This is a genomic window from [Bacteroides] pectinophilus (assembly GCA_025146925.1).
Lineage (GTDB): Bacteria > Bacillota > Clostridia > Lachnospirales > Lachnospiraceae > Bacteroides_F > Bacteroides_F pectinophilus.
Genome location: CP102260.1, coordinates 1,398,004 through 1,418,330 on the forward strand (window position 1 = coordinate 1,398,004; position 20,327 = coordinate 1,418,330).

Below are 20,327 nucleotides of genomic sequence, written 5' to 3' on the forward strand. Positions count from 1 at the left end.
ACATCACTTAGATATCCTTTTTATGGAGCACATAGTATAATAGAATTATACTGAAAAAAAGGATTTATAAATAAATTTAAAAAGATATTCAATATTTGAAAAAAGATATGTAATATTCGCAAATGCAAATTGTACAAGCAGTTTGCTTGTGGTAAAATAATCCTAATAGTGATTGCACATTATACGGAGGAAAAGAGGATGGCAATTAGTTATAACGGATTATGGAAACAGTTAATCGACCATGGAATGAAAAAAGGAGATTTGTGTGCCAGGACTGGTCTTAGTTCCAGTACAATGGCAAAGATGACAAACTGCGAGTCGGTGAAACTATCAGTACTGGAAAAAATCTGCCAAGAGTTGGATTGTAACTTTGGAGATTTGATTGACTATGTACCGGATGACAAAGAAAAGTAAATTACCTTAGTTGAGGAATTGCTATGGAGAAAATAGATGTTATTGAGCAGGCAGCAAATAGGCTTCTGCAACATAATGTTGCAGAAGCCAGAATAGCGATAGAAACAGGATATCCATTTCATAAGATGACTGCACAAGGGCGTAATTATACAGATAAAGAGAAGATGGCTCAATTTGTACGTGATGGATTTATTGACAGATATAGTGGACAGAAACTTGTGAATCCAGGAATATTAAAGGTACTATCTTATTACATGCCTGAGACATTTCCATATCATGCGCATTGGAAAATGGAAGAATGTCATAATGCTTACTGGGAGTTTGTACCAACTGTAGATCACATATATCCTGTAGCATTAGGTGGGGCTGATTCTATGGATAACTGGGCGACAACGTCTATGCTGCACAATTCAATTAAGAGTAACTGGACATTAGAACAACTTAATTGGAAACTGTATGATGCCGGTGATTTTGATAAATATGATGGATTAACAGGACTGTTTACTAAATTGGTGGAAGCAGACAAGAAATTGTTAAGTGATTCTTATATTAAACGATGGTACCGATTGTCGGTTGCTGTTGCAAGCAAATAGAGGTGACGTGTGTATTATGGGAAACGAATCAGGTGAATGGATTATGCATGGCATGAAGTGGGACAACCCGGATTGCATCCATTCTGTAGATGAAGCAATCAAGTATATAAATGAACTTGGCTTTTTACCATTATTTAAGAATGACATAGATGGTTTTTCACTTGAAGAAAGAACTGTTCCAGAGTACTGGTGGAGTGATGATCCGGAGATTGATCCATGGATGTGGCGGGCTATTATAGCAAGGCGGCATGATATCGTCTATGGAAAGTTCTTTGATAAGAAGGCAGGATTTATATCAAAAAAGTGGCTTCCTGTATTTGCTAATTATCGCCGGGATGGATATGATTTTGATGCATTATATGATGATGGGAAAGCACCTAATAAGCATAAAAAGATAATGGCCAATTTTATGGAAAACAATGCTGATTCAGAGATTTATTCCAATGAATTGAAAAAACAGGCTGGATTTGGTAAGGATGGAGAAAAGGGATTTGATGGTGCAATAACGAATCTTATGATGCAGACCTATCTGTGCAACTGTGATTTTAAGAAGAGAGTGAATAAGAGAGGCATTGAATATGGATGGGATGTTGCAGTGTATTCATCTATTGAGCATATCTATGGATACGATTATGTGACTTCCTGTTATAAGGATAATCCGCAGGATTCATGGAAGCAGATTGTAGATTATATGCATGAGATGTATCCGGAGGCAACGGATAACCAGATAAGAAAGATATTAAAGTAATACAGGCATGGATAAGGAGGTGCCACAATGCCATTTAAGATTGTCCGCAACGATATAACAAAGGTAAAAGCAGATGCAATCGTGAATACTGCCAATCCAAATCCGATATGTGCAAGTGGCACGGACTTAGCAATATATGAGGCAGCAGGCAAAGAAAAGCTTCTCGCAGAAAGAGCGAACATCGGCAAAATTGCAAGAGGTGATATTGCTGTTACCGGTGCATATAACCTAAATGCAAAATATATTATTCATACAGTAGGACCGGTATGGACAGATGGACTTCACCATGAATTCGAAATTCTGGAGGATTGCTATCGTAAATCATTGCAAAAAGCATTGGAACTTAAGTGCGAGAGCATTGCATTTCCATTAATTTCGACAGGAGTATATGGATTTCCGAAGGATAAGGCATTACAGATTGCTGTGTCAGTATTCAGCCAGTTTCTTACAGAAAATGAAATTGAAATCATACTTGTAGTGTTTGATAAAAGGTCTTTTCAGCTATCGGCTCAGATTGTAGGTGATATTGATTCTTACATATGTGCTAATTATGTCAGGGAAAGTTATAAAAAAGAGTATCCTGTGCAAAGAAGAAGCAGCGCCCGCATGAGAGAATTGTCAGATGAAGTGTTCTATGAGGAGATGCTTCAAAGAGAGGCAGATGATAACGGTCCATTTGAGGAAGATACAGATGCAGGGCTGCCGCAGCCTGCTATGCTGTCAGCAGACACTTCTTTGGAAGACCAGCTTGCAAATATTGGCGTTTCATTTCATGACAAATTATTTGAGCTAATCGACGAAGCACATATTGATAATAAGGATGTGTGGAAACGGGCAAACCTTGATAGAAAACATTTTTCAAAGATTCAGTGTGACCGGAATTATCATCCAAAGAAGAAGACGGTAATGGCACTTTGTATTGCACTGCAGCTTGATCTGGAACAGTCAAAAGATTTACTTGCCAGAGCAGACTGGGCATTCAGCCCAAGCAGTAAGGTAGATCTGATCGTGCAGAAGGCTATAATAGATAAGCAGTATGATATTATGCAGCTGAATGTGACATTATTTAAGTATACGAATGAAATTCTTGGAGTATAGGAGCAAGATTGATATGTGGGATGACATATATAAACCGAATTCTATTGGCAGTGAGGGTGGCACGATTATTGCAGATGAGGAATATAAAGAATCGTGTAGGATAACCTTGGAAAGATGCGAAAGATATGATGCAATTACATGTGGTGTATATGGATGTATGGTGCATACGGCTTTTTGTGATAAAAGTCATAGTCAGGAAGTATTTGATAATATGAAAAATGACTTGCAGGAATTCATAGATAAGGATACAACAGCGGATGAAGAATATATTTTCTATGAAGAGTTTACAAGTAAATATTGATTTGTTCAAATTTTTACGTCGGTACTCACATAGTATCGGCGTTTGTTTTTTATCTTAAAAGTGTCGCCCAAACAGCGACCATATGAAGATGTCCTTCAATTATACTCATATTGTAACAAAGAAAGAGAGGTGCCGGAGTAATCCGGGGATTGGAGGCATTAATGCCGGATGTTCTTGATGAATTTGATCATGTACTTGACAGGAAGGAAGAGCAGGGATGATGAGAGCAATTAAAGTTACGGGAAAAGGAAAAATAGCAGTAAAGCCGGATATGATCCGGTTATATGTAAACAAGGAAGAGCTTTGCAAAGAATATGAAGATACTCTTCGCAGGTCAGCAGAAGATACAGAACTGCTCAAGGATTTATTTGAAGAACTTGGATTTCAGAGAAGAGACCTTAAAACAGTATATTTTAATGTTGATACAGAATATGAAAGCTATCAGGACATGTATAAGAGCTGGAAGCGTAGATTTGAGGGGTATAAGTATAAGCACCATATGAAAATTGAGTTTGCAGCTGACAACAAAAAGCTGGGGCAGGTGCTGTATGCTTTGGCACATAGTTCATTAAAACCGGAATTTTCTATTGAATATACTGTAGCTGATGTAGAAAAATGTAAGAATGAACTGTTACATAAAGCGATTGAGGATTCCATCCAAAAGGCACAGGTACTTACAACAGCAGCAAATGTGAAAATGGGTGAAATACAAACAATTGATTATTCCTGGGGAGAGATAGATTTTGCAACAAAGCCATTGAATGAAATGAAATTAATGGAGTGCACTGAATGTGAAATGAGTGCACCGGGGACATATGATATAGATATTGAGGCAGACGACATAGATGTTACAGATACAGTAACTGTAGTCTGGACAATATTTTAGATTAGATAATTTCTATCATTACATGGCGATTTGTGTATACGGAATCGTTGTATAAGAAACCTCCGGATGCGGTTAAGAAATGTATTGCCCAAATGAAGGAAGAAACTTATAATAAAATGATATAAATAAACTTCATTAATCTTCTGCATACGGTGATAAGCCTTATGGCAGGGGAGATAAAGGCATATCGGGATATTATGATTAGAACAATAGCACACATACACAATGATTTTACAGCCAAATTCGGTATACCCAGACAGAGCGGACTTACAAGCGCGGAGTCGGTTATAGTATTTGAACCTGAGTACAGGGATATCAATGCATTCAGAGGACTTGAGGAGTATTCATATATCTGGCTGCTGTGGAAATTCTCGAAGCTGCCCGCAGGTAACGGCGCAGATAATAACAGCACATGGTCTCCGATGGTTCATCCGCCAAGACTTGGCGGCAATAAGCGGATGGGAGTGTTTGCAACGAGGTCACCGGTAAGGCCAAGCCCGATAGGATTATCGAGTGTAAAGCTGCTGGAAATTGAGACTGATAAAAGATACGGACCTGTCCTGCGTGTTCAGGGTGCTGACCTTCTTGACGGAACACCGATATATGATATAAAGCCGTATATTACCTATACGGACAGCCATCCGGATGCTGTATGCGGATTTGCGGACAGAGTAAGCGGCTACAGCCTTGAAGTGGTATTCCCGGATGAACTTATGGAACTGCTGCCGGTAAGGCTGAGACAGGCTGTCACGGAGCTTCTTAAGCAGGATCCGAGACCGCAGTACCAGAACGATGAGACAAGGCGCTATGGAATGGAATATGGCGGATATGACATAAGATTCCACGTTAGGGAAGGCGTACTTACGGTATGTGAGGTGGTAAAACTTGAATAATTACAGACTGACGATACAGTATGACGGCAGCAGATATAATGGCTGGCAGAGACTTAATGACACAGACAATACAATTGAACAGATACTCACGGATGCAATAATAAAGAGCACCGGTGAGAAGACAAAGCTTATCGGTTCGGGGCGGACAGATGCGGGAGTACATGCACTGGCGCAGACGGCTAATTTCAGATGCAGACAGAGGCTTGATGAGATGCACTTTACAGAGGAGCTTAACAGCATGCTTCCCGAAGATATAAGGGTTAATCTTACTAAGAGAGTACCGCCTGACTTTCATTCAAGACATTCTGCAACAGGTAAATACTACGTCTACAGAATTGAGATATCAGAGCCTGCCAATCCGTTCAGGCGCAGATATTCATGGAAGCCTGACGGAATACCTGATGTGAAGCTTATGTGTGAGGCGGCACAGCGGATGATTGGAGAACATGATTTTAAAGCATTTTGTACAGATGCGAAGCTTATGCCATATACAGTAAAGACAGTATATGATATAAATATACATAAGGATTATTCATGCCTGTGGAATCGTGAAGAGCCGGGAATAATTGAACTGGAATTTCACGGAAGCGGTTTTTTGTATAACATGGTAAGAATCATGGCAGGCACGATAGTTGATGCAGGACTTGGCAGATTCAGCCCGGCAGACATAGATGCCATGCTTAACGGCGGCACAAGAAGCATGAGCGGACAGCTTGCCCCTGCAAGAGGGCTTTTCCTTAAAAAAGCTGAGTATTCATATTAATAAAAAGGAGTAATACAATGATTAAAGAACAGGTGATTCAGGATTTCTTAGACGTACTTTCATCAAAGGAGCCGGTTCCGGGCGGCGGAGGTGCATCTGCACTGTGCGGTGCTGTCGGCAACGCACTCGGGCAGATGGTAGCCAATCTTACTGTAGGTAAGAAAAAATATGCTGAGGCTGAGCCGGAGGTTAAGGAACATCTTGAGAAGATGGTGAAGCTTCAGGCTGAATTTACAGCACTTGCAGATGACGATGCAAAGGTATTTGCACCGCTTGCAAAAGCATATTCACTTCCATCTGAGACTGAGGAACAGAAAGCATACAAGGCTGAGGTCATGGAGACAAATCTTCTTGCGGCAAGCGCAGTTCCTCTTCAGATTATGGAAAAATCAATGCAGATGCTTACAATTCTTGACAGACTTGCAGATATTGGAAGCAGAATGGCTGTAAGCGATGTGGGAGTGGCAGTACAGAGCACAAGAGCCGCACTTCTCGGAGCAGCAATGAATGTGTATATTAACACAAAGTCAATGAAAGACCGCAATAAAGCAGAGGAACTCAATAACAGCGCCAATAAGATGATTGAGGAAGGAAGCAGACAGGCAGACAGAATCTACGATAAGGTCCTTAAGGCGTTGATATAATCAAATATTAGATGGAGAGAGGTACAACTATGGAAGCATTAAAGGGAGCAGCAGTTTCAGCAGCAATAAAGGAGCAGGTACAGAACCGGCTTGCAGAGCTTGACGGATACATACCGACACTTGCAATCATACGTGTCGGCGAGAAGCCGGATGATATATCTTATGAAAAAGGTGCAATGAAGAAGATGGCTTCATTCGGACTTAACGTGCAGTCGTATACATTTCCGGAGGATATAAGTGATGCTCTGTTTAAAGAGGAATTCGCAAAGATAAATGCAGACAAAGCAATAGATGGCATTCTTATGCTGCGTCCGCTGCCTAAGCACATCTGTGAGAAGGACATTGAGAAGATGATTGACCCGGCGAAGGATCTTGACGGAATATCACCTGAGAATATTGCAAAGGTATTTGCAGGTGACAGCACAGGCTTTGCTCCATGTACGGCTGAGGCTGTAATCGAGGTGCTCAAGGCATACAATATTCCGATGCAGGGTAAGCGTGTTACGGTAGTCGGCCGGAGCATGGTAGTCGGTAAGCCCCTTTCGATGCTTTTTGTCAAAGAAAATGCAACAGTTACAATATGCCATACAAGGACAGCAGACCTTAAGGCAGAGTGCAGCCGTGCTGAGATTCTTGTGGCAGCAGCAGGACGTGCCAGGATGCTTGACAGTGCATATGCCGGTAAGGATGCTGTTGTTATCGATGTTGGAATAAATGTTGACGAGAATGGCAGGCTTTGCGGAGATGTTGATTATGAATCACTTGAGGGCATTGCATCAATGGCAACTCCTGTTCCGGGAGGTGTCGGAGCGGTTACTACGGCAGTTCTTGCAAAGCACCTTGTGCAGGCAGCAGCAAGAGCAAGAGGTTAAGTGCCTGTATTGAGATTAGGCATTTGAATTATTGTCGAAATAGTGAGAAATTTGTCGATGTATAGGATGTTGCCATTTTATGGAGTGGCATTGTATAATCATACCATAGTACACAGGAACCTGGAGTAAACATATGAATTACATATTTGAAGCGGGAGCTGACATACTGGAAGCATTTATTGTTATGCAGTTTCTGTTCAGATACTTTGGACTTAGAGATGCAAGACACAACAGAATAAAGTTTACGGTTATGTTATTAATATACGCCATTGGTATGCAGATAATGAATCTTGCCGGCGTAAGAATGATATATCAGGAATATATAGCGGCTGTAATTATATATGCACTTGCCGTGTTATTCCTTAAGGGCAGGAGGTTTGAACATGCTCTGGTGGCGCAGATGTCGGCAATGATATTTGCAACAGCAATAATACTGACATATGGCGTGCTGCTGTCATGGACACAATGGCATTTTGGATTGTCAGGTTCCGTAATAATAAGTATGGCCGCAGAACTTATCAAAGACGGTATATATGTTGCAGTGACAGAAACCATTATACGCCATCAGGTCAGGGACAAGCAGTATGTAAGCGATAAGACATATATAGAAGTCAACATAGTAATGCTTGCCATGATATTTGCAAGTGTATTCATAGCTAACATAATATATGCCAATTCCGACAATATGAAGCTTGCCGGGGAAGGATATTTAATAATAATACTGCTGCTTGCTGTCGGAATGCTGATATACGCACTTTTTATTGAGCTTACGAATAACGGAATTAAGCTTATTAAGGAGCAGATTAAGAATTCAGCATATGAAAGTGAGAAAAAAGAGATAGGTGCGATGCATGAACAGCATGTTCGTACAATGCAGATACGCAATGACTTGTATAACCAGCTTATGTATATACTGCTTAAGCTCAAGGAAGGCAATGTTGATGATGCAAAGAAGTATCTCAAAGATAATCTTGATGTCCGTCTTGCAGGTGTCAGCTATGTGTCAACACAGAACAGAATGGCAGATGCTATTATTAATAAGCATATTGAATATGCAGCACAGCATGGAATACTATTTGACATAGACATAGAATGCAATCTTGACAGTATTGACGAAGTCGATGCTGCGATAATTCTGTCGAACCTTCTCGATAATGCCTTTGAGGCGGCAGCCAAATGCCAGTCTCCTGAGGCAGGACTTAAGATTATATATGCCGGAACAAGGTATCATTTTACTGTAACTAATTCGTGCAGTGAAGCTCCGGAACTGGAAGACGGAGAACCGGTAACAACTAAGGATGACAGATTTATTCATGGATACGGACTTCTTAATGTTAAGAATATTACAGAAAAGTATGACGGAATGTATGGATTTGATTATAAAGACGGAATCTATACCGCAGATGTTGTGCTCAATGTAACTGATGAGGTGGATGAATGATCAGACGGCTTGCGGAATGTACAGCTTCATATTTTGTGAGAAACGGTATAGTTGATTCTTCTGAAGAAGATGTATACAGATACGGAATAGAAGTCATGCTCTGCGATGTCGTTGATTATATGATTGTTCTGCTGTCGGGAATTATTTTCGGCAGACTGATTGAAGCAATCTGGTTTTACAGTAATTTTCTGATTATAAGAAGCGTGACAGAGGGCTATCATGCAAGAACATTCATATCCTGCAAATGCATGATGGCAGCGATGATGCTTCTTGTTCTTACAGCATATACGCTGCTTCCGGCAAGAGCCTGGTATATATGGATTGGACTGGCAGCTCTTATTATAACTGATTATAAGCTTGAAACAATTTATAAAAGAATCTTATTCATATCAGTGTATTTTACAGCTGAATGTCTGATGATGAGATATTATAGCAACTTAGCTGTGCTGATGGTGTTTGCGTGCATCATCGTATGTGTGGCTTCGAATATAAAAAGAAAGGAGAAAACAGTATGAGAGACATTAAGAGCATGGTACTCAAGAAAGCAGCAAAGGCTGTTAAGTCTGTTGCGGAGAAGACAGATAAGGAAATGGCTTTCACATTAAGGGGCTACTACAGACCTGAATCACCTAAGAAAAGATAAATATTTTAAACGGTATGATTTATAGAACGTGATGGCGGCAGGATAATATCTGCCGCTAATTTTATGCGCTATATCATTATAGAAAATATAAGATTTGATAATTCTGTCTAGTGTATGTATAATATTATAGTTATTGTATAGAAAGCAGAGTAGAATTTATGAGTGATATATTTGAATTATGTGCTAATGTTATTGAAGCTTTTTTAATTGCACAATTTTTTATAAGATATTTTAAATTTAAAAATGAGAATTACAAAATATTAAAAATTTTTATGTTTACAATGGCTGTTATGTTTGTTGTAACTATGTCTAATATATGGGCTTATTTTAGTGTGCATGAGGAGTATATAGTAGATGTTACACTTTTAGTTATTATGGTCGTATTCTTAAAAGGCCGTATGCTCGAAAAGATACTTCTGATATTCATGAATTCAATCATATTATCGACAACAGGCATACTTCTGACAGGCGTGTTTGGCAACTTCATATTATATGATGCCAACGGATATCCTGAATTTGGTGTGCTCCGAGTTGCGCTTGTTGTACTTGCAAAGGTTACCTATATAATCTGCACGGAGCTGATTATACGCAATAAGATTGAGGACTCGCAATATGTAAGCAATACCGTATATCTCAAGCTTAATGCTGCAATGATAATAACAGCGGTTGCAGAGCTTTTCCTTATGGATATTGTCTACATGAGCGCCAAGAGTTCATCAATTGTGTCGGTTTATTTTGTAATTGTGGCACTCGTAGCGGTTGATGCAATACTTTACACACTGTTTGTTAATCTTACCAATACCAGCATTAATCTTATAAAGGAAGAAGTCAAAAATGCGGCGTATGAAAGCGAAAAGAAGATAATAGAGAACATGCATGAGATTAATAAGCAGACGATGATTGTAAGGCATGACATGAAAAGCAAGCTCACATACATTATGTTTAAGCTTGATGAAGGTGATATTAAAGGAGCTGAAAAGTTCCTTTCGGAGGAGCTGGATGTAGAGCTGTCTGATGTGAATATAATATCAACCGGCAACCGGATTGCGGATGCCATCCTTAATATGCATGCTGAGACAGCAAGAAAGCAGGGAATACCATTCAGGATGAATATAACAGGTAATCTGGGAATGGTTAACGAGGTGGATATAACAATAATATTATCCAACCTGCTTGACTATGCACTTGAACTTGCAGGCACATCGGATGTGCCGTATGCCGGAGTTGATGTGAAGGATACTGATAACGGAATTATGATAAGGGCATACAGCTCATACGGTGAACTGAAACTTAACAATGGAATGCTGAATGTCAGAAATATAGCTGACAGATATAATGGAACATTTGAATTTGAACACAGGGACGGACGCTGTACAGTAGTGGTCTGTCTTAAGAATGGAGAGACAGATAATGTTATACAGAATAGAAAAGCTTGCACCATCGCAGATTAGGGAAATATATACGGGACCGGCAGTAAGACACTTCCCGGCTGACGAGCGTAAGCCGGTTGCTGCAATAGAAAAACTTCTTGAGGACGGGATGTACATTGGGCTTGGAATGTTTGAAGCCGGCAGAAGTACTGATGAATCAGAGGAAGGTCCGCTTATGGCATATGCACTGTTTACAAAAGCAGCCGACGATTATGTGCTGCTTGATTATTATGCAGTGTTGGAAGAATATAGAAGTGATGGTGTGGGAAGCATATTTATAAAAGAGATGGATAAGCATCTTGAAGGAGTACATGGCATGCTTCTTGAGACAGAGGATATCGACAGCGCGGCAGACGAAGAAGAGTATAACACACGCAGAAGGCGCAATGCATTCTACAGTCGTAATGATGTAATTATGTCCGATATAATGTCAGAAGCAGCCGGTGTCAGGTACAATATATGGTACAAACCATTCACAGGCGATATACCTGAGAGTGATAAACTGAGAAATATATTATCGGATTTGTACAACGTAATGTTCAAAAGATGTGAAGATGCTGATATTACGTGGAATATATTTTGATGATGCTCTTGACAATATTTCCCTTGACATAACGTGCGTATAATTATAAAATATCAATAGTTGAATATTTTAGAAAAGCTATGAAGAGAAAGAGTAGCAGACACAAGAACTTACAGAGAGCAGCCGGTTGGTGTAAGGCTGCAGGGGCGGTGGCTGTGAATACATCTTGGAGCTGCGCACCGAACGACTGCATATCTGATATATATTATTTAAGATACATTTTAGTAGGCTGTGACGGGGGTGACGCACCGTAATAAGGCGTCAGGGTATCATCAGATAATTAATCCGGACATATTACAGGATTAATTGCTTATCGTACCTGCTAAGGCATGAAGCGTGAGTTTTATGTGAATTAAGGTGGTAACACGGGATTGCTGGTCTCGTCCTTTGAACAAGGACGGGACTTTTTTATTGCACAGACAATTGGTTTAAATCTGTGATGAACCGTGCAATGTTTTCGTAAGCATTCTAAAATCTTCAATAAAGATAAGATTGTGGAGGATATGAAGTTATGAACATGGAATTTGTAAGAAAGCTGCCATCACCTGAGGAACTTAAGGCGGAATTCCCTATAAGTGAGAAGGCTAAGAAGATTAAGGCGGAAAGAGACGAAGAGATCAGGGCTGTATTTGAGGGAAAGTCAGATAAGCTTATACTTGTAATAGGCCCTTGCTCAGCAGATCATGAGGATTCTGTACTTGATTATATATCAAGGCTTCGTAATGTTCAGGATAAGGTTGCGGATAAGATTCTTATGATTCCGAGAATCTATACCAATAAACCAAGAACTGTAGGAACGGGCTATAAGGGAATGCTTCATCAGCCTGATCCGGAGAAAGCTTCTGATATGGTCAAGGGAATTATTGCAATCCGTCATATGCACAGAAGAGCTGTTGAAGAGACAGGCTTTACATGCGCTGATGAGATGCTTTACCCGGAGAACCACAGATATCTCTCAGACATTTTATCTTATGTTGCAGTAGGTGCGAGATCTGTTGAAAATCAGAATCACAGACTTACGGCAAGTGGTCTTAATATTCCTGTGGGGATGAAGAATCCGACAGGCGGTGATATATCAGTAATGCTTAATTCAATAGTTGCTGCACAGAACTCACATACATTTGCATATGCAGACTGGGAAGTCAAGACACATGGCAATCCGCTTACACATGCAATCTTAAGAGGTTATGTGGACAAATTCGGCAGAAGCATACCGAACTACCATTATGAGGATATCCGTCATCTCTATGAAGAGTATCAGGAGAGAAATCTTGACAATATGGGCGTGGTAATCGATACAAACCATTCTAATTCCGGCAAGAAGTTTGAAGAACAGATACGAATAAGTAAGGATGTAATGCACAGCTGCCACGTATCACCTGATATTCATAAGTTCGTTAAGGGACTTATGATTGAAAGCTATATTGAGGACGGTAATCAGAAGGTTGATGAGCACTGTTACGGTAAGTCAATAACCGACCCATGCCTCGGATGGGAAAAGACTGAGAGACTTATATATGACCTGGCGGAGCTCTGGTAATGAATAAGTGCGGAAAATGCGTATAAATGCGTTAATTAAGGCTTGAAGTTGGCTGCAAATTCATTTACAATAAGATAGCATACATGAAAGATACGGTTATTAACATGTACCGTATCTTTTAGTTTGTGTGAATTTGGAGTTTTATATAATGGGCAGAAAAGATATTGATGTTATAGATTTTTCACATTCATCAGGTGCTTCAAAAAGAACACCGCGTTCAAAGAGTGAGAGGATAGATGTACCCGGTTTTGTGGATAGCGCGCACTCTAAGAAGGATTACGGCAGACATGCACATGAAGCTGATTTTGTACTGCCGCTTATCTCATCACCGGAAGAATCTGCATGGGAGGATAACGATGATGGATATGCAGACGGTTATGATGACAGATACGGACATGGTGATGCAAGATATGAGCGCAGCCACAGGGATTATAGGCGCAGCAATACGGACAGAGCCAAAAGCAAAGCAAAGAAGAATAAAAAACAGGTGCATTTCAGATGGGACAAGCTTGTTCTTCTGATTCTTGTGCTTTTTATTGCATACTGCGGATGGACGATATACCATGATTACCATGGGGATAACTTCGATGCAAAAGCAGCGGTTGCCCCATCATATGAGGAAGGACTTGGAAGCGATGAGCAGACGGCGCAGACGCAGGCGGCCGCAGCAGGATATCATAAGAATAATAAAGTCGTATGTATAGATCCGGGACACGGAGGAAGCGATTCGGGTGCTGAATATAAGAAGAACTATGAGAAGACACAGGTGCTTGAGATGGCGAAGCTTGTCAAGGCACAGCTTGAGGCTGACGGATTTACAGTAGTCCTTACAAGAGATTCGGATAAGACACTTACTCTTGATGAACGTGTTAAGATTGCTGAGGAAGCCAATGCCGGAGTGCTTGTATCAATACATCGCAATTTTTATCAGGATGCATCCAAAGGCGGAGCCTCGCAGGCAGGCGGAGTTGAGTGCTGGATAAGCAACACCAGGCCTTCGGATGCTACGCAGCTTTCCAATATGATACTTGTGGAGCTTAACAAGCTGTCGCTGACGAAGAACAGGGGCGTTAAGTGCGGTACTATCAATAATGCCAACCGTAATTACAGGATTAATACAAGCAGATGCACAAGCTGTATAGTGGAGCTTGGATTTATAACCAATTCCAGGGACGATGCCCTTGTGACAACTAAGAAGACTGAATGTGCAAAGGCAATTGCAGACGGAATAGAAGGATATCTTAAGTCATTATAATTTACAGGAAATGGAGACAGGAATGGGACACATTGACCAGAAACACATAAGGAATTTTTGCATTATTGCTCATATCGACCATGGCAAGTCAACGCTTGCAGACAGAATAATTGAGAAGACGGGCCTCCTTACACAGAGGGAGATGCAGGACCAGGTTCTCGATAATATGGAGCTTGAACGTGAGCGTGGAATCACTATTAAGGCCCAGACGGTCAGAATTGTGTATCATGCGAATGATGGAGAAGAATACATTTTCAATCTTATTGATACTCCGGGACATGTAGATTTTAATTATGAGGTATCAAGAAGTCTTGCTGCATGTGACGGTGCAGTCCTTGTTGTTGATGCGGCACAGGGAATAGAAGCACAGACACTTGCTAACGTATATATGGCGCTTGACCATGATCTTGAAGTATTCCCTGTTATTAATAAGATAGACCTCCCGAGTGCTGATCCTCAGAGAGTTATAGATGAGATTGAGGATGTTATCGGAATTGAGGCACAGGATGCTCCGAGAATATCAGCAAAGAACGGAATTAATATTGAAGAAGTACTTGAACAGATAGTGCAGAAGATACCTGCTCCGGCCGGTGATGTCAATGCACCGCTTAAGGCGCTTATATTTGACTCACTTTATGACGCGTATAAGGGTGTTATCGTATTCTGCCGCATAAAGGAGGGAAAGGTACGCAAGGGAACACGCATAAGAATGATGGCAACAGGTGCGGTTGTTGATGTTGTGGAAGTAGGATATTTTGGACCGGGACAGTTTATTCCATGTGATGAACTCTCGGCAGGCATGGTTGGATATATCACTGCAAGTATCAAGAATGTAAAGGATACTGCTGTAGGTGATACGATTACTGATGACGAGAATCCCTGCGATGAGCCGTTACCGGGTTACAAGAAGGTTAATCCTATGGTTTACTGCGGCCTGTATCCGGCAGATGGTGCCAAGTATGGGGATTTGAGAGATGCACTTGAAAAGCTTCAGCTTAATGATGCAGCTTTGCAGTTTGAGCCGGAGACATCAATTGCACTTGGATTTGGCTTCAGATGCGGTTTTCTCGGGCTGCTTCATCTTGATGTAATTCAGGAAAGACTTGAGAGAGAATATAATCTTGATCTTGTAACAACAGCTCCGGGCGTTGTATACAGGGTATATAAGACGAATGGTGAGATGATTGAACTTACCAACCCGTCTAACCTTCCAAGCCCGTCAGAGATTGATTATATGGAAGAACCTGTTGTCAGTGCGGAGATTATGGTCACAACAGAATTCGTCGGCCCGATAATGAAGCTCTGTCAGGAGAGACGAGGCATATATCTTGGAATGGAATACATGGAAGAGACAAGAGCACTGCTTAAGTATGAGCTTCCGCTTAATGAGATTATATATGATTTCTTTGATGCCCTCAAATCACGTTCAAGGGGATATGCTTCATTTGACTATGAGATGAAGGGCTATGTGCGTTCTAAGCTGGTTAAGCTTGATATCCTTATTAACAAGGAGGAGGTTGACGCTCTTTCTTTCATTGTATTTGAGGACAGCGCTGCGGAGCGTGGACGTAAGATGTGTGAGAAGCTTAAGGAAGAGATTCCGAGACAGCTCTTTGAGATACCTATTCAGGCGGCAATCGGAAGCAAGGTAATTGCAAGGGAGACAGTCAAGGCACTCCGTAAGGATGTACTTGCCAAGTGCTATGGCGGTGATATATCAAGAAAGAAGAAGCTTCTTGAGAAGCAGAAGGAAGGCAAGAAGAGGATGCGCCAGGTTGGCAATGTAGAGATTCCTCAGAAGGCATTCATGAGCGTTTTGAAGCTTGATGATGAATGATGAATACAGATAAAAACAAACAGATAGGGATGTACATACACATCCCTTTTTGTATAAGAAAATGTAAATACTGCGATTTTGTATCGGAGGCAGCTTCTGACTTCGTGCATGAGAACTATATAAATGCACTTATAGATGAGATTAACGGATATGACGCCGGACAGCTGGAGGGATACGGGCTTCGGTCTGTATTTATCGGAGGCGGTACTCCGTCTGCGGTTAAGGCGGAATATATTTCAAGAATAATGACTGCTGTCAAAGAACATTTTGCGGATATATGCGGACATTTGACGGAGATTACAATCGAATGCAACCCCGGTACTGTTACGGCTGAGAATCTGAGAATCTACAGGGATGCCGGAATTAACAGATTAAGCTTCGGCTTACAGTCTGCGATAGACAGTGAACTTGAGTGCATAGGCAGAATCCATACCTGGGATGATTTTAAGAACAGCTACAGGCTGGCGCATGAGGCCGGTTTTGAAAATGTTAATGTTGACCTTATGTTTGACCTTCCGGACCAGACGATGGATACATGGAAGAGGACACTTGCAGATGTATGTGCACTTGAACCGAAACCATCACATATATCTGCGTACAGTCTTATTCTCGAAGAAGGTACACCTCTTGCGGCACAGATAGAGTCGGAACGGGAGCAGGGGATAGACAGAATGGCAGATGAAGATACCGACCGCGCAATGTATCATTATGCGCAGAGCTATCTTGCGGGTGAGGGATATCATCAGTATGAGATATCCAATTTTGCAATGCCTTCAATGGAGAGCATACATAATCTTTCGTATTGGGAATGTAAGGAATATATAGGATTTGGCGTCGCTGCTGCCTCTAATAAAGGAGACCTGCGCTGCCGTAATACATACGATATAGACAGATATATAGCGGGAGCATGGCAGGACAAGGAGGATATCGAACATCTTACAGAGAGAGACCGAATGTCTGAATTTGTATTTCTGGGACTCCGCATGACATCGGCAGGAGTAGACACAGAAGAGTTCAAAAAAAGGTTTGCTGTATCATTTGATGAGGTGTTCGGTGATGTAACTGCCGGATATATTGAGAAAGGGCTGCTTAGCATGAATGACGGCAGGCTTACACTTACGCCACATGGAATAGATGTAAGCAATGTAATAATGGCGGATTACATCCTTTAAATTTTACATAAAATTTACATTTATTTGATTTTGCTTTTTCATATATGATTTAATATATAATTAACAATCATGATAAGAATAAGAGAACAGGAGATGACTGGGATGGCATCATTGATATATGTGGTGGAAGATGATCAGAATATAAGGGAGATAGAGAGCTTTGCACTAAAAAACAGCGGATATATTGTTGAGTCTTTTGACTGCGGTAAAACATTTTTTAACAAAGTGCATAACAAGGTTCCGGATCTTGTATTGCTGGATATAATGCTTCCTGATATTGACGGTCTTGAGATTCTCAAGAGAATGAAAAGTGATTTTGAGCTGTGTAATATTCCGGTAATTATGGTAACTGCCAAGTCGTCTGAGATTGATAAGGTAAAGGGACTTGACCAGGGTGCGGATGACTATATGACGAAGCCGTTCGGCGTTATGGAGCTTATCTCAAGGGTCAAGGCGATACTTAGAAGAAGCAGGAATACATCTGATGAAAAAATCTTTAAGGCAGGCGACATAATTATAAATGAAGAAAGACATGCAGTATATGTCAATGATGAACCTGTGGAACTGACATTCAAGGAGTACAACCTTCTGAAGCTGCTTATTTCCAATTACGGGATTGTAATGTCAAGAGAAGTGATTATGGACAGGATATGGGGTACATCATTTGAGGGTGAGTCAAGAACTCTTGACATGCATATAAAGACACTCAGAAAAAAGCTTGGAGAATCAGGTTCGATGATTAAGACGGTACGTAATGTCGGTTATGCAATCGGCCTGGATTAAGGAACGATTATGAAAAAGAAGATAAATCTTAATCTTGCATTAGTATCACTGCTTACGATATTTGCAACGGTTGTGGTAAGTATTTCAATGTTTTATCAGTTATTCAAGTCAGAGATTGGCGATAATCTAAGGGATATTGCATATGCAATCTCAGATAAAGATGTTATTAATGAGATGAAGTCCGGTCAATATAAACCGTTGATGGATGACATAAGAATTACACTTATAGACAGTAATGGAAAAGTCCTGTATGACAGTGAAGTTGATCCGGCAGTACTTGATAACCATCTGGCACGTCCGGAGGTTGAGAGCGCAATAAAGAACGGAAGCGGTAAGTCGGTAAGACGTTCCGATACAATTATGAAAAATGTTTTCTACTATGCAATGCGCCTTGATACTTCAGATGTCTTACGTGTATCGCGTGAGAGTGGAAGCATGTGGAATATGTTTGGAACGATAATACCGTTCCTGCTGCTTATGATAGGAGTTATCTATGTGGTATGTAATGCTGTCGGATATTATCTTGTAAGGCAGATTATTGAGCCTATAGAGAATCTGTCGAAGAACATGGATGCTGTGTCTGAGGCAGGAGTTTATAGTGAGCTTCAGCCATTTGTCGAGACAATTAAAAAACAGCATGAAGACATTATAAAAGGCTCAAAAATGCGTCAGGAATTCACGGCAAATGTGTCACATGAGCTTAAGACACCGCTTACGTCAATATCCGGTTATGCAGAGCTTATAGAGAATGGAATTGCGTCTAAGGACGATATACCACATTTTGCTGAGGAGATACACCGCAATGCAAAGCGGCTTCTTACGCTTATCAATGATATTATAAGACTGTCGGAGCTTGATGCTTCGGATCTTGTTCCTGCTAATGGAATAGACTGCATAGTGACGGATGGCACCGCATTTGTACAGGCATCTAATAATGATAAGAATAAGGGACGTGACGGCTATGAGCTTGTCGAGCTTCATGAGCTTGCAAAGAATTGTGTAAATATGCTCGAGCTGAATGCAAAGAACCGTGACATCACTCTCAGGCTTAGTGGGAATGAATGCAGAATATATGCCAATCGCGGGCAGATTGAAGAAGTTTTGTATAATCTGTGTGATAATGCAATAAGATATACTAATGCCGGCGGTGTGGTTGATGTGTCTGTGTACCATGATGATACTAACTACAATGATAATGTTGTGCTTGAGGTGAAGGACAATGGAATAGGCATATCCAAGGAGCATCAGAAGAGAATATTTGAGAGGTTTTACAGAGTAGACAAAAGCCGCTCAAAACTCACCGGAGGAACAGGTCTCGGACTTGCGATAGTAAAGCATATTATATCACAGCATCACGCTAAGCTCGAACTCCATAGTGAAGAGGGAAGAGGAACCGATATCAAAATCATCTTTTAAAAGTGGATGTAATATGATATTATATATGACATGTTGCATGTAAATATTAAACAGGAGTAAATCATGATTGAAATTATTAAAGCCATAATATTCGGTATTGTGGAAGGCATTACAGAATGGCTGCCTATAAGCAGTACAGGACATCTTATTCTCTTTGAAAAGATATTTGCGTTTAAGAATGTTTCGGAAGGATTCTGGAGCATGTTTGAAGTTGTTATCCAGCTTGGAGCGATACTTGCGGTTGTAGTTCTGTTCTGGAACAGCATTTTCCCTTTTACCAATAAGAATGGACGAGGTTTTAAGGAGAGTGGAATATTAAGCCATCTTGACAAAGAGATTACGACACTCTGGTTTAAGATTATTGTTGCGTGCATTCCTGCAGTTATATTTGTTGTACTTGGACTTGATGATGTATGTGAAGCAATGTTCTATAATTATTTTTGTGTTGCAATAGCGCTTATTGTATTCGGCGTTGCATTTATAGTTGTTGAGAACTGGAATAAGAACCGCACTTCAAAGATTAACTCACTTGGAGAAATTACATATCAGACAGCACTTATGATAGGTCTCTTCCAGCTTATAGCTGCAGTCTTCCCGGGAACATCAAGGTCAGGCGCAACAATCGTAGGTGCACTTCTCATAGGCGTATCAAGAACTGTTGCTGCTGAGTATACATTTTTCCTTGCTATACCTGTTATGTTCGGAGCAAGCCTTCTTAAGATAGTAAAGTTCGGATTTAACTTTACGGCGATGGAAGCGGCACTCCTTATAATAGGAATGGCTGCAGCGTTTGTTGTATCACTTTTTGTAATCCGGTTCCTTATGGGATATATAAAGAAACATGACTTCAAGGTGTTTGGATGGTACAGAATAATTCTTGGAGCAATAGTTCTTCTGCTAAGACCTTAACAGAAGATGTGACACAGGCTGCAATGCTGCAATGGCGTTGTACGGCCTGTGTTTTTAGTTTCTGAATATGCATAAAAAATATCCGGTGTGGGACAATATCTTCGTA

Annotated in this window: 22 protein-coding genes and 1 other annotated feature; all 22 genes read left to right on the forward strand. The window is 40.7% G+C overall.

Annotation, left to right across the window (positions count from 1 at the left end; genetic code table 11):
* The first annotated feature begins 198 nt into the window (after positions 1 to 198).
* The 22 genes from NQ488_06515 to NQ488_06620 all read left to right on the forward strand — a co-directional run bounded on the left by NQ488_06515 (position 199) and on the right by NQ488_06620 (position 20,221).
* Complete coding sequence (locus tag NQ488_06515) at positions 199 to 414, forward strand: helix-turn-helix transcriptional regulator (GenBank protein ID UWN96946.1); 216 nt, start codon at positions 199 to 201, stop codon at positions 412 to 414.
* Positions 415 to 437: 23 nt separating this feature from the next.
* The gene (locus tag NQ488_06520) at positions 438 to 1,007 is read left to right on the forward strand and encodes an HNH endonuclease (protein UWN96947.1); all 570 of its coding nucleotides are present in this window, start codon (positions 438 to 440) and stop codon (positions 1,005 to 1,007) included.
* A 16-nt stretch (positions 1,008 to 1,023) separates the two neighbouring features.
* Positions 1,024 to 1,755, forward strand: a complete 732-nt coding sequence (locus NQ488_06525; protein ID UWN96948.1) for a hypothetical protein — start codon at positions 1,024 to 1,026, stop codon at positions 1,753 to 1,755.
* Between the two features lie 27 nt (positions 1,756 to 1,782).
* The gene (locus NQ488_06530) at positions 1,783 to 2,853 is read left to right on the forward strand and encodes a macro domain-containing protein (GenBank protein UWN96949.1); all 1,071 of its coding nucleotides are present in this window, start codon (positions 1,783 to 1,785) and stop codon (positions 2,851 to 2,853) included.
* Positions 2,854 to 2,866: 13 nt separating this feature from the next.
* Positions 2,867 to 3,154, forward strand: a complete 288-nt coding sequence (locus tag NQ488_06535) for a hypothetical protein (GenBank protein ID UWN96950.1) — start codon at positions 2,867 to 2,869, stop codon at positions 3,152 to 3,154.
* Between the two features lie 217 nt (positions 3,155 to 3,371).
* Positions 3,372 to 4,040: an SIMPL domain-containing protein gene (locus NQ488_06540; GenBank protein UWN96951.1), complete on the forward strand. Its 669-nt coding sequence runs from the start codon at positions 3,372 to 3,374 to the stop codon at positions 4,038 to 4,040.
* 164 nt (positions 4,041 to 4,204) lie between these two features.
* Positions 4,205 to 4,933: a tRNA (N6-threonylcarbamoyladenosine(37)-N6)-methyltransferase TrmO gene (tsaA, locus tag NQ488_06545; protein UWN96952.1), complete on the forward strand. Its 729-nt coding sequence runs from the start codon at positions 4,205 to 4,207 to the stop codon at positions 4,931 to 4,933.
* Positions 4,926 to 5,696: a tRNA pseudouridine(38-40) synthase TruA gene (gene truA / locus NQ488_06550; protein ID UWN96953.1), complete on the forward strand. Its 771-nt coding sequence runs from the start codon at positions 4,926 to 4,928 to the stop codon at positions 5,694 to 5,696. Before tsaA ends, truA begins: the two co-directional genes overlap by 8 nt.
* Before the next feature lie 17 nt (positions 5,697 to 5,713).
* The gene (locus NQ488_06555; GenBank protein UWN96954.1) at positions 5,714 to 6,340 is read left to right on the forward strand and encodes a cyclodeaminase/cyclohydrolase family protein; all 627 of its coding nucleotides are present in this window, start codon (positions 5,714 to 5,716) and stop codon (positions 6,338 to 6,340) included.
* Positions 6,341 to 6,369: 29 nt separating this feature from the next.
* Entirely contained in the window at positions 6,370 to 7,212 is an 843-nt protein-coding gene (locus tag NQ488_06560) for a bifunctional 5,10-methylenetetrahydrofolate dehydrogenase/5,10-methenyltetrahydrofolate cyclohydrolase (protein UWN96955.1), read from the forward strand.
* A gap of 133 nt (positions 7,213 to 7,345) precedes the next feature.
* The gene (locus NQ488_06565; GenBank protein UWN96956.1) at positions 7,346 to 8,653 is read left to right on the forward strand and encodes a GHKL domain-containing protein; all 1,308 of its coding nucleotides are present in this window, start codon (positions 7,346 to 7,348) and stop codon (positions 8,651 to 8,653) included.
* Positions 8,650 to 9,168 (forward strand): accessory gene regulator B family protein, encoded by a 519-nt coding sequence (locus NQ488_06570; GenBank protein UWN96957.1) that lies wholly within the window; start codon positions 8,650 to 8,652, stop codon positions 9,166 to 9,168. The genes NQ488_06565 and NQ488_06570 overlap by 4 nt, the downstream gene beginning before the upstream one ends.
* Entirely contained in the window at positions 9,165 to 9,296 is a 132-nt protein-coding gene (locus NQ488_06575; GenBank protein UWN96958.1) for a hypothetical protein, read from the forward strand. Before NQ488_06570 ends, NQ488_06575 begins: the two co-directional genes overlap by 4 nt.
* A 158-nt stretch (positions 9,297 to 9,454) precedes the next feature.
* Complete coding sequence (locus tag NQ488_06580; protein ID UWN96959.1) at positions 9,455 to 10,747, forward strand: hypothetical protein; 1,293 nt, start codon at positions 9,455 to 9,457, stop codon at positions 10,745 to 10,747.
* On the forward strand, positions 10,707 to 11,309 hold the full coding sequence (locus tag NQ488_06585; GenBank protein ID UWN96960.1) for a hypothetical protein: 603 nt from the start codon (positions 10,707 to 10,709) through the stop codon (positions 11,307 to 11,309). Before NQ488_06580 ends, NQ488_06585 begins: the two co-directional genes overlap by 41 nt.
* Positions 11,310 to 11,380: 71 nt before the next feature.
* Positions 11,381 to 11,700, forward strand: a binding site (T-box leader).
* A gap of 120 nt (positions 11,701 to 11,820) precedes the next feature.
* Entirely contained in the window at positions 11,821 to 12,849 is a 1,029-nt protein-coding gene (locus NQ488_06590) for a 3-deoxy-7-phosphoheptulonate synthase (protein ID UWN96961.1), read from the forward strand.
* 148 nt (positions 12,850 to 12,997) lie between these two features.
* Positions 12,998 to 14,104 carry an N-acetylmuramoyl-L-alanine amidase gene (locus NQ488_06595; protein ID UWN96962.1) on the forward strand — a complete coding sequence of 369 codons (1,107 nt, stop codon included), beginning with the start codon at positions 12,998 to 13,000 and terminating at the stop codon, positions 14,102 to 14,104.
* A 22-nt stretch (positions 14,105 to 14,126) separates the two neighbouring features.
* Positions 14,127 to 15,941 carry a translation elongation factor 4 gene (gene lepA, locus NQ488_06600; protein UWN96963.1) on the forward strand — a complete coding sequence of 605 codons (1,815 nt, stop codon included), beginning with the start codon at positions 14,127 to 14,129 and terminating at the stop codon, positions 15,939 to 15,941.
* Entirely contained in the window at positions 15,938 to 17,113 is a 1,176-nt protein-coding gene (gene hemW / locus NQ488_06605) for a radical SAM family heme chaperone HemW (GenBank protein UWN96964.1), read from the forward strand. Before lepA ends, hemW begins: the two co-directional genes overlap by 4 nt.
* Positions 17,114 to 17,215: 102 nt before the next feature.
* Positions 17,216 to 17,896: a response regulator transcription factor gene (locus NQ488_06610; GenBank protein ID UWN96965.1), complete on the forward strand. Its 681-nt coding sequence runs from the start codon at positions 17,216 to 17,218 to the stop codon at positions 17,894 to 17,896.
* A 9-nt stretch (positions 17,897 to 17,905) separates the two neighbouring features.
* Entirely contained in the window at positions 17,906 to 19,312 is a 1,407-nt protein-coding gene (locus NQ488_06615; GenBank protein UWN96966.1) for an ATP-binding protein, read from the forward strand.
* Between the two features lie 63 nt (positions 19,313 to 19,375).
* The gene (locus NQ488_06620; GenBank protein ID UWN96967.1) at positions 19,376 to 20,221 is read left to right on the forward strand and encodes an undecaprenyl-diphosphate phosphatase; all 846 of its coding nucleotides are present in this window, start codon (positions 19,376 to 19,378) and stop codon (positions 20,219 to 20,221) included.
* Positions 20,222 to 20,327 lie beyond the last annotated feature (106 nt).

Coding starts and splice junctions, on each gene's coding strand:
- NQ488_06580 (UWN96959.1), top strand. CDS start 9,455: ATGAGTGATATATTTGAATTATGTGCTAATGTTATTGAAGCTTTTTTA.
- NQ488_06570 (UWN96957.1), top strand. CDS start 8,650: ATGATCAGACGGCTTGCGGAATGTACAGCTTCATATTTTGTGAGAAAC.
- NQ488_06620 (UWN96967.1), top strand. CDS start 19,376: ATGATTGAAATTATTAAAGCCATAATATTCGGTATTGTGGAAGGCATT.
- NQ488_06585 (UWN96960.1), top strand. CDS start 10,707: ATGTTATACAGAATAGAAAAGCTTGCACCATCGCAGATTAGGGAAATA.
- NQ488_06565 (UWN96956.1), top strand. CDS start 7,346: ATGAATTACATATTTGAAGCGGGAGCTGACATACTGGAAGCATTTATT.
- NQ488_06575 (UWN96958.1), top strand. CDS start 9,165: ATGAGAGACATTAAGAGCATGGTACTCAAGAAAGCAGCAAAGGCTGTT.
- NQ488_06525 (UWN96948.1), top strand. CDS start 1,024: ATGGGAAACGAATCAGGTGAATGGATTATGCATGGCATGAAGTGGGAC.
- NQ488_06515 (UWN96946.1), top strand. CDS start 199: ATGGCAATTAGTTATAACGGATTATGGAAACAGTTAATCGACCATGGA.
- NQ488_06555 (UWN96954.1), top strand. CDS start 5,714: ATGATTAAAGAACAGGTGATTCAGGATTTCTTAGACGTACTTTCATCA.
- NQ488_06560 (UWN96955.1), top strand. CDS start 6,370: ATGGAAGCATTAAAGGGAGCAGCAGTTTCAGCAGCAATAAAGGAGCAG.
- NQ488_06590 (UWN96961.1), top strand. CDS start 11,821: ATGAACATGGAATTTGTAAGAAAGCTGCCATCACCTGAGGAACTTAAG.
- hemW (UWN96964.1), top strand. CDS start 15,938: ATGATGAATACAGATAAAAACAAACAGATAGGGATGTACATACACATC.
- NQ488_06535 (UWN96950.1), top strand. CDS start 2,867: ATGTGGGATGACATATATAAACCGAATTCTATTGGCAGTGAGGGTGGC.
- lepA (UWN96963.1), top strand. CDS start 14,127: ATGGGACACATTGACCAGAAACACATAAGGAATTTTTGCATTATTGCT.
- tsaA (UWN96952.1), top strand. CDS start 4,205: ATGGCAGGGGAGATAAAGGCATATCGGGATATTATGATTAGAACAATA.
- NQ488_06595 (UWN96962.1), top strand. CDS start 12,998: ATGGGCAGAAAAGATATTGATGTTATAGATTTTTCACATTCATCAGGT.
- NQ488_06610 (UWN96965.1), top strand. CDS start 17,216: ATGGCATCATTGATATATGTGGTGGAAGATGATCAGAATATAAGGGAG.
- NQ488_06615 (UWN96966.1), top strand. CDS start 17,906: ATGAAAAAGAAGATAAATCTTAATCTTGCATTAGTATCACTGCTTACG.
- NQ488_06540 (UWN96951.1), top strand. CDS start 3,372: ATGATGAGAGCAATTAAAGTTACGGGAAAAGGAAAAATAGCAGTAAAG.
- NQ488_06530 (UWN96949.1), top strand. CDS start 1,783: ATGCCATTTAAGATTGTCCGCAACGATATAACAAAGGTAAAAGCAGAT.
- NQ488_06520 (UWN96947.1), top strand. CDS start 438: ATGGAGAAAATAGATGTTATTGAGCAGGCAGCAAATAGGCTTCTGCAA.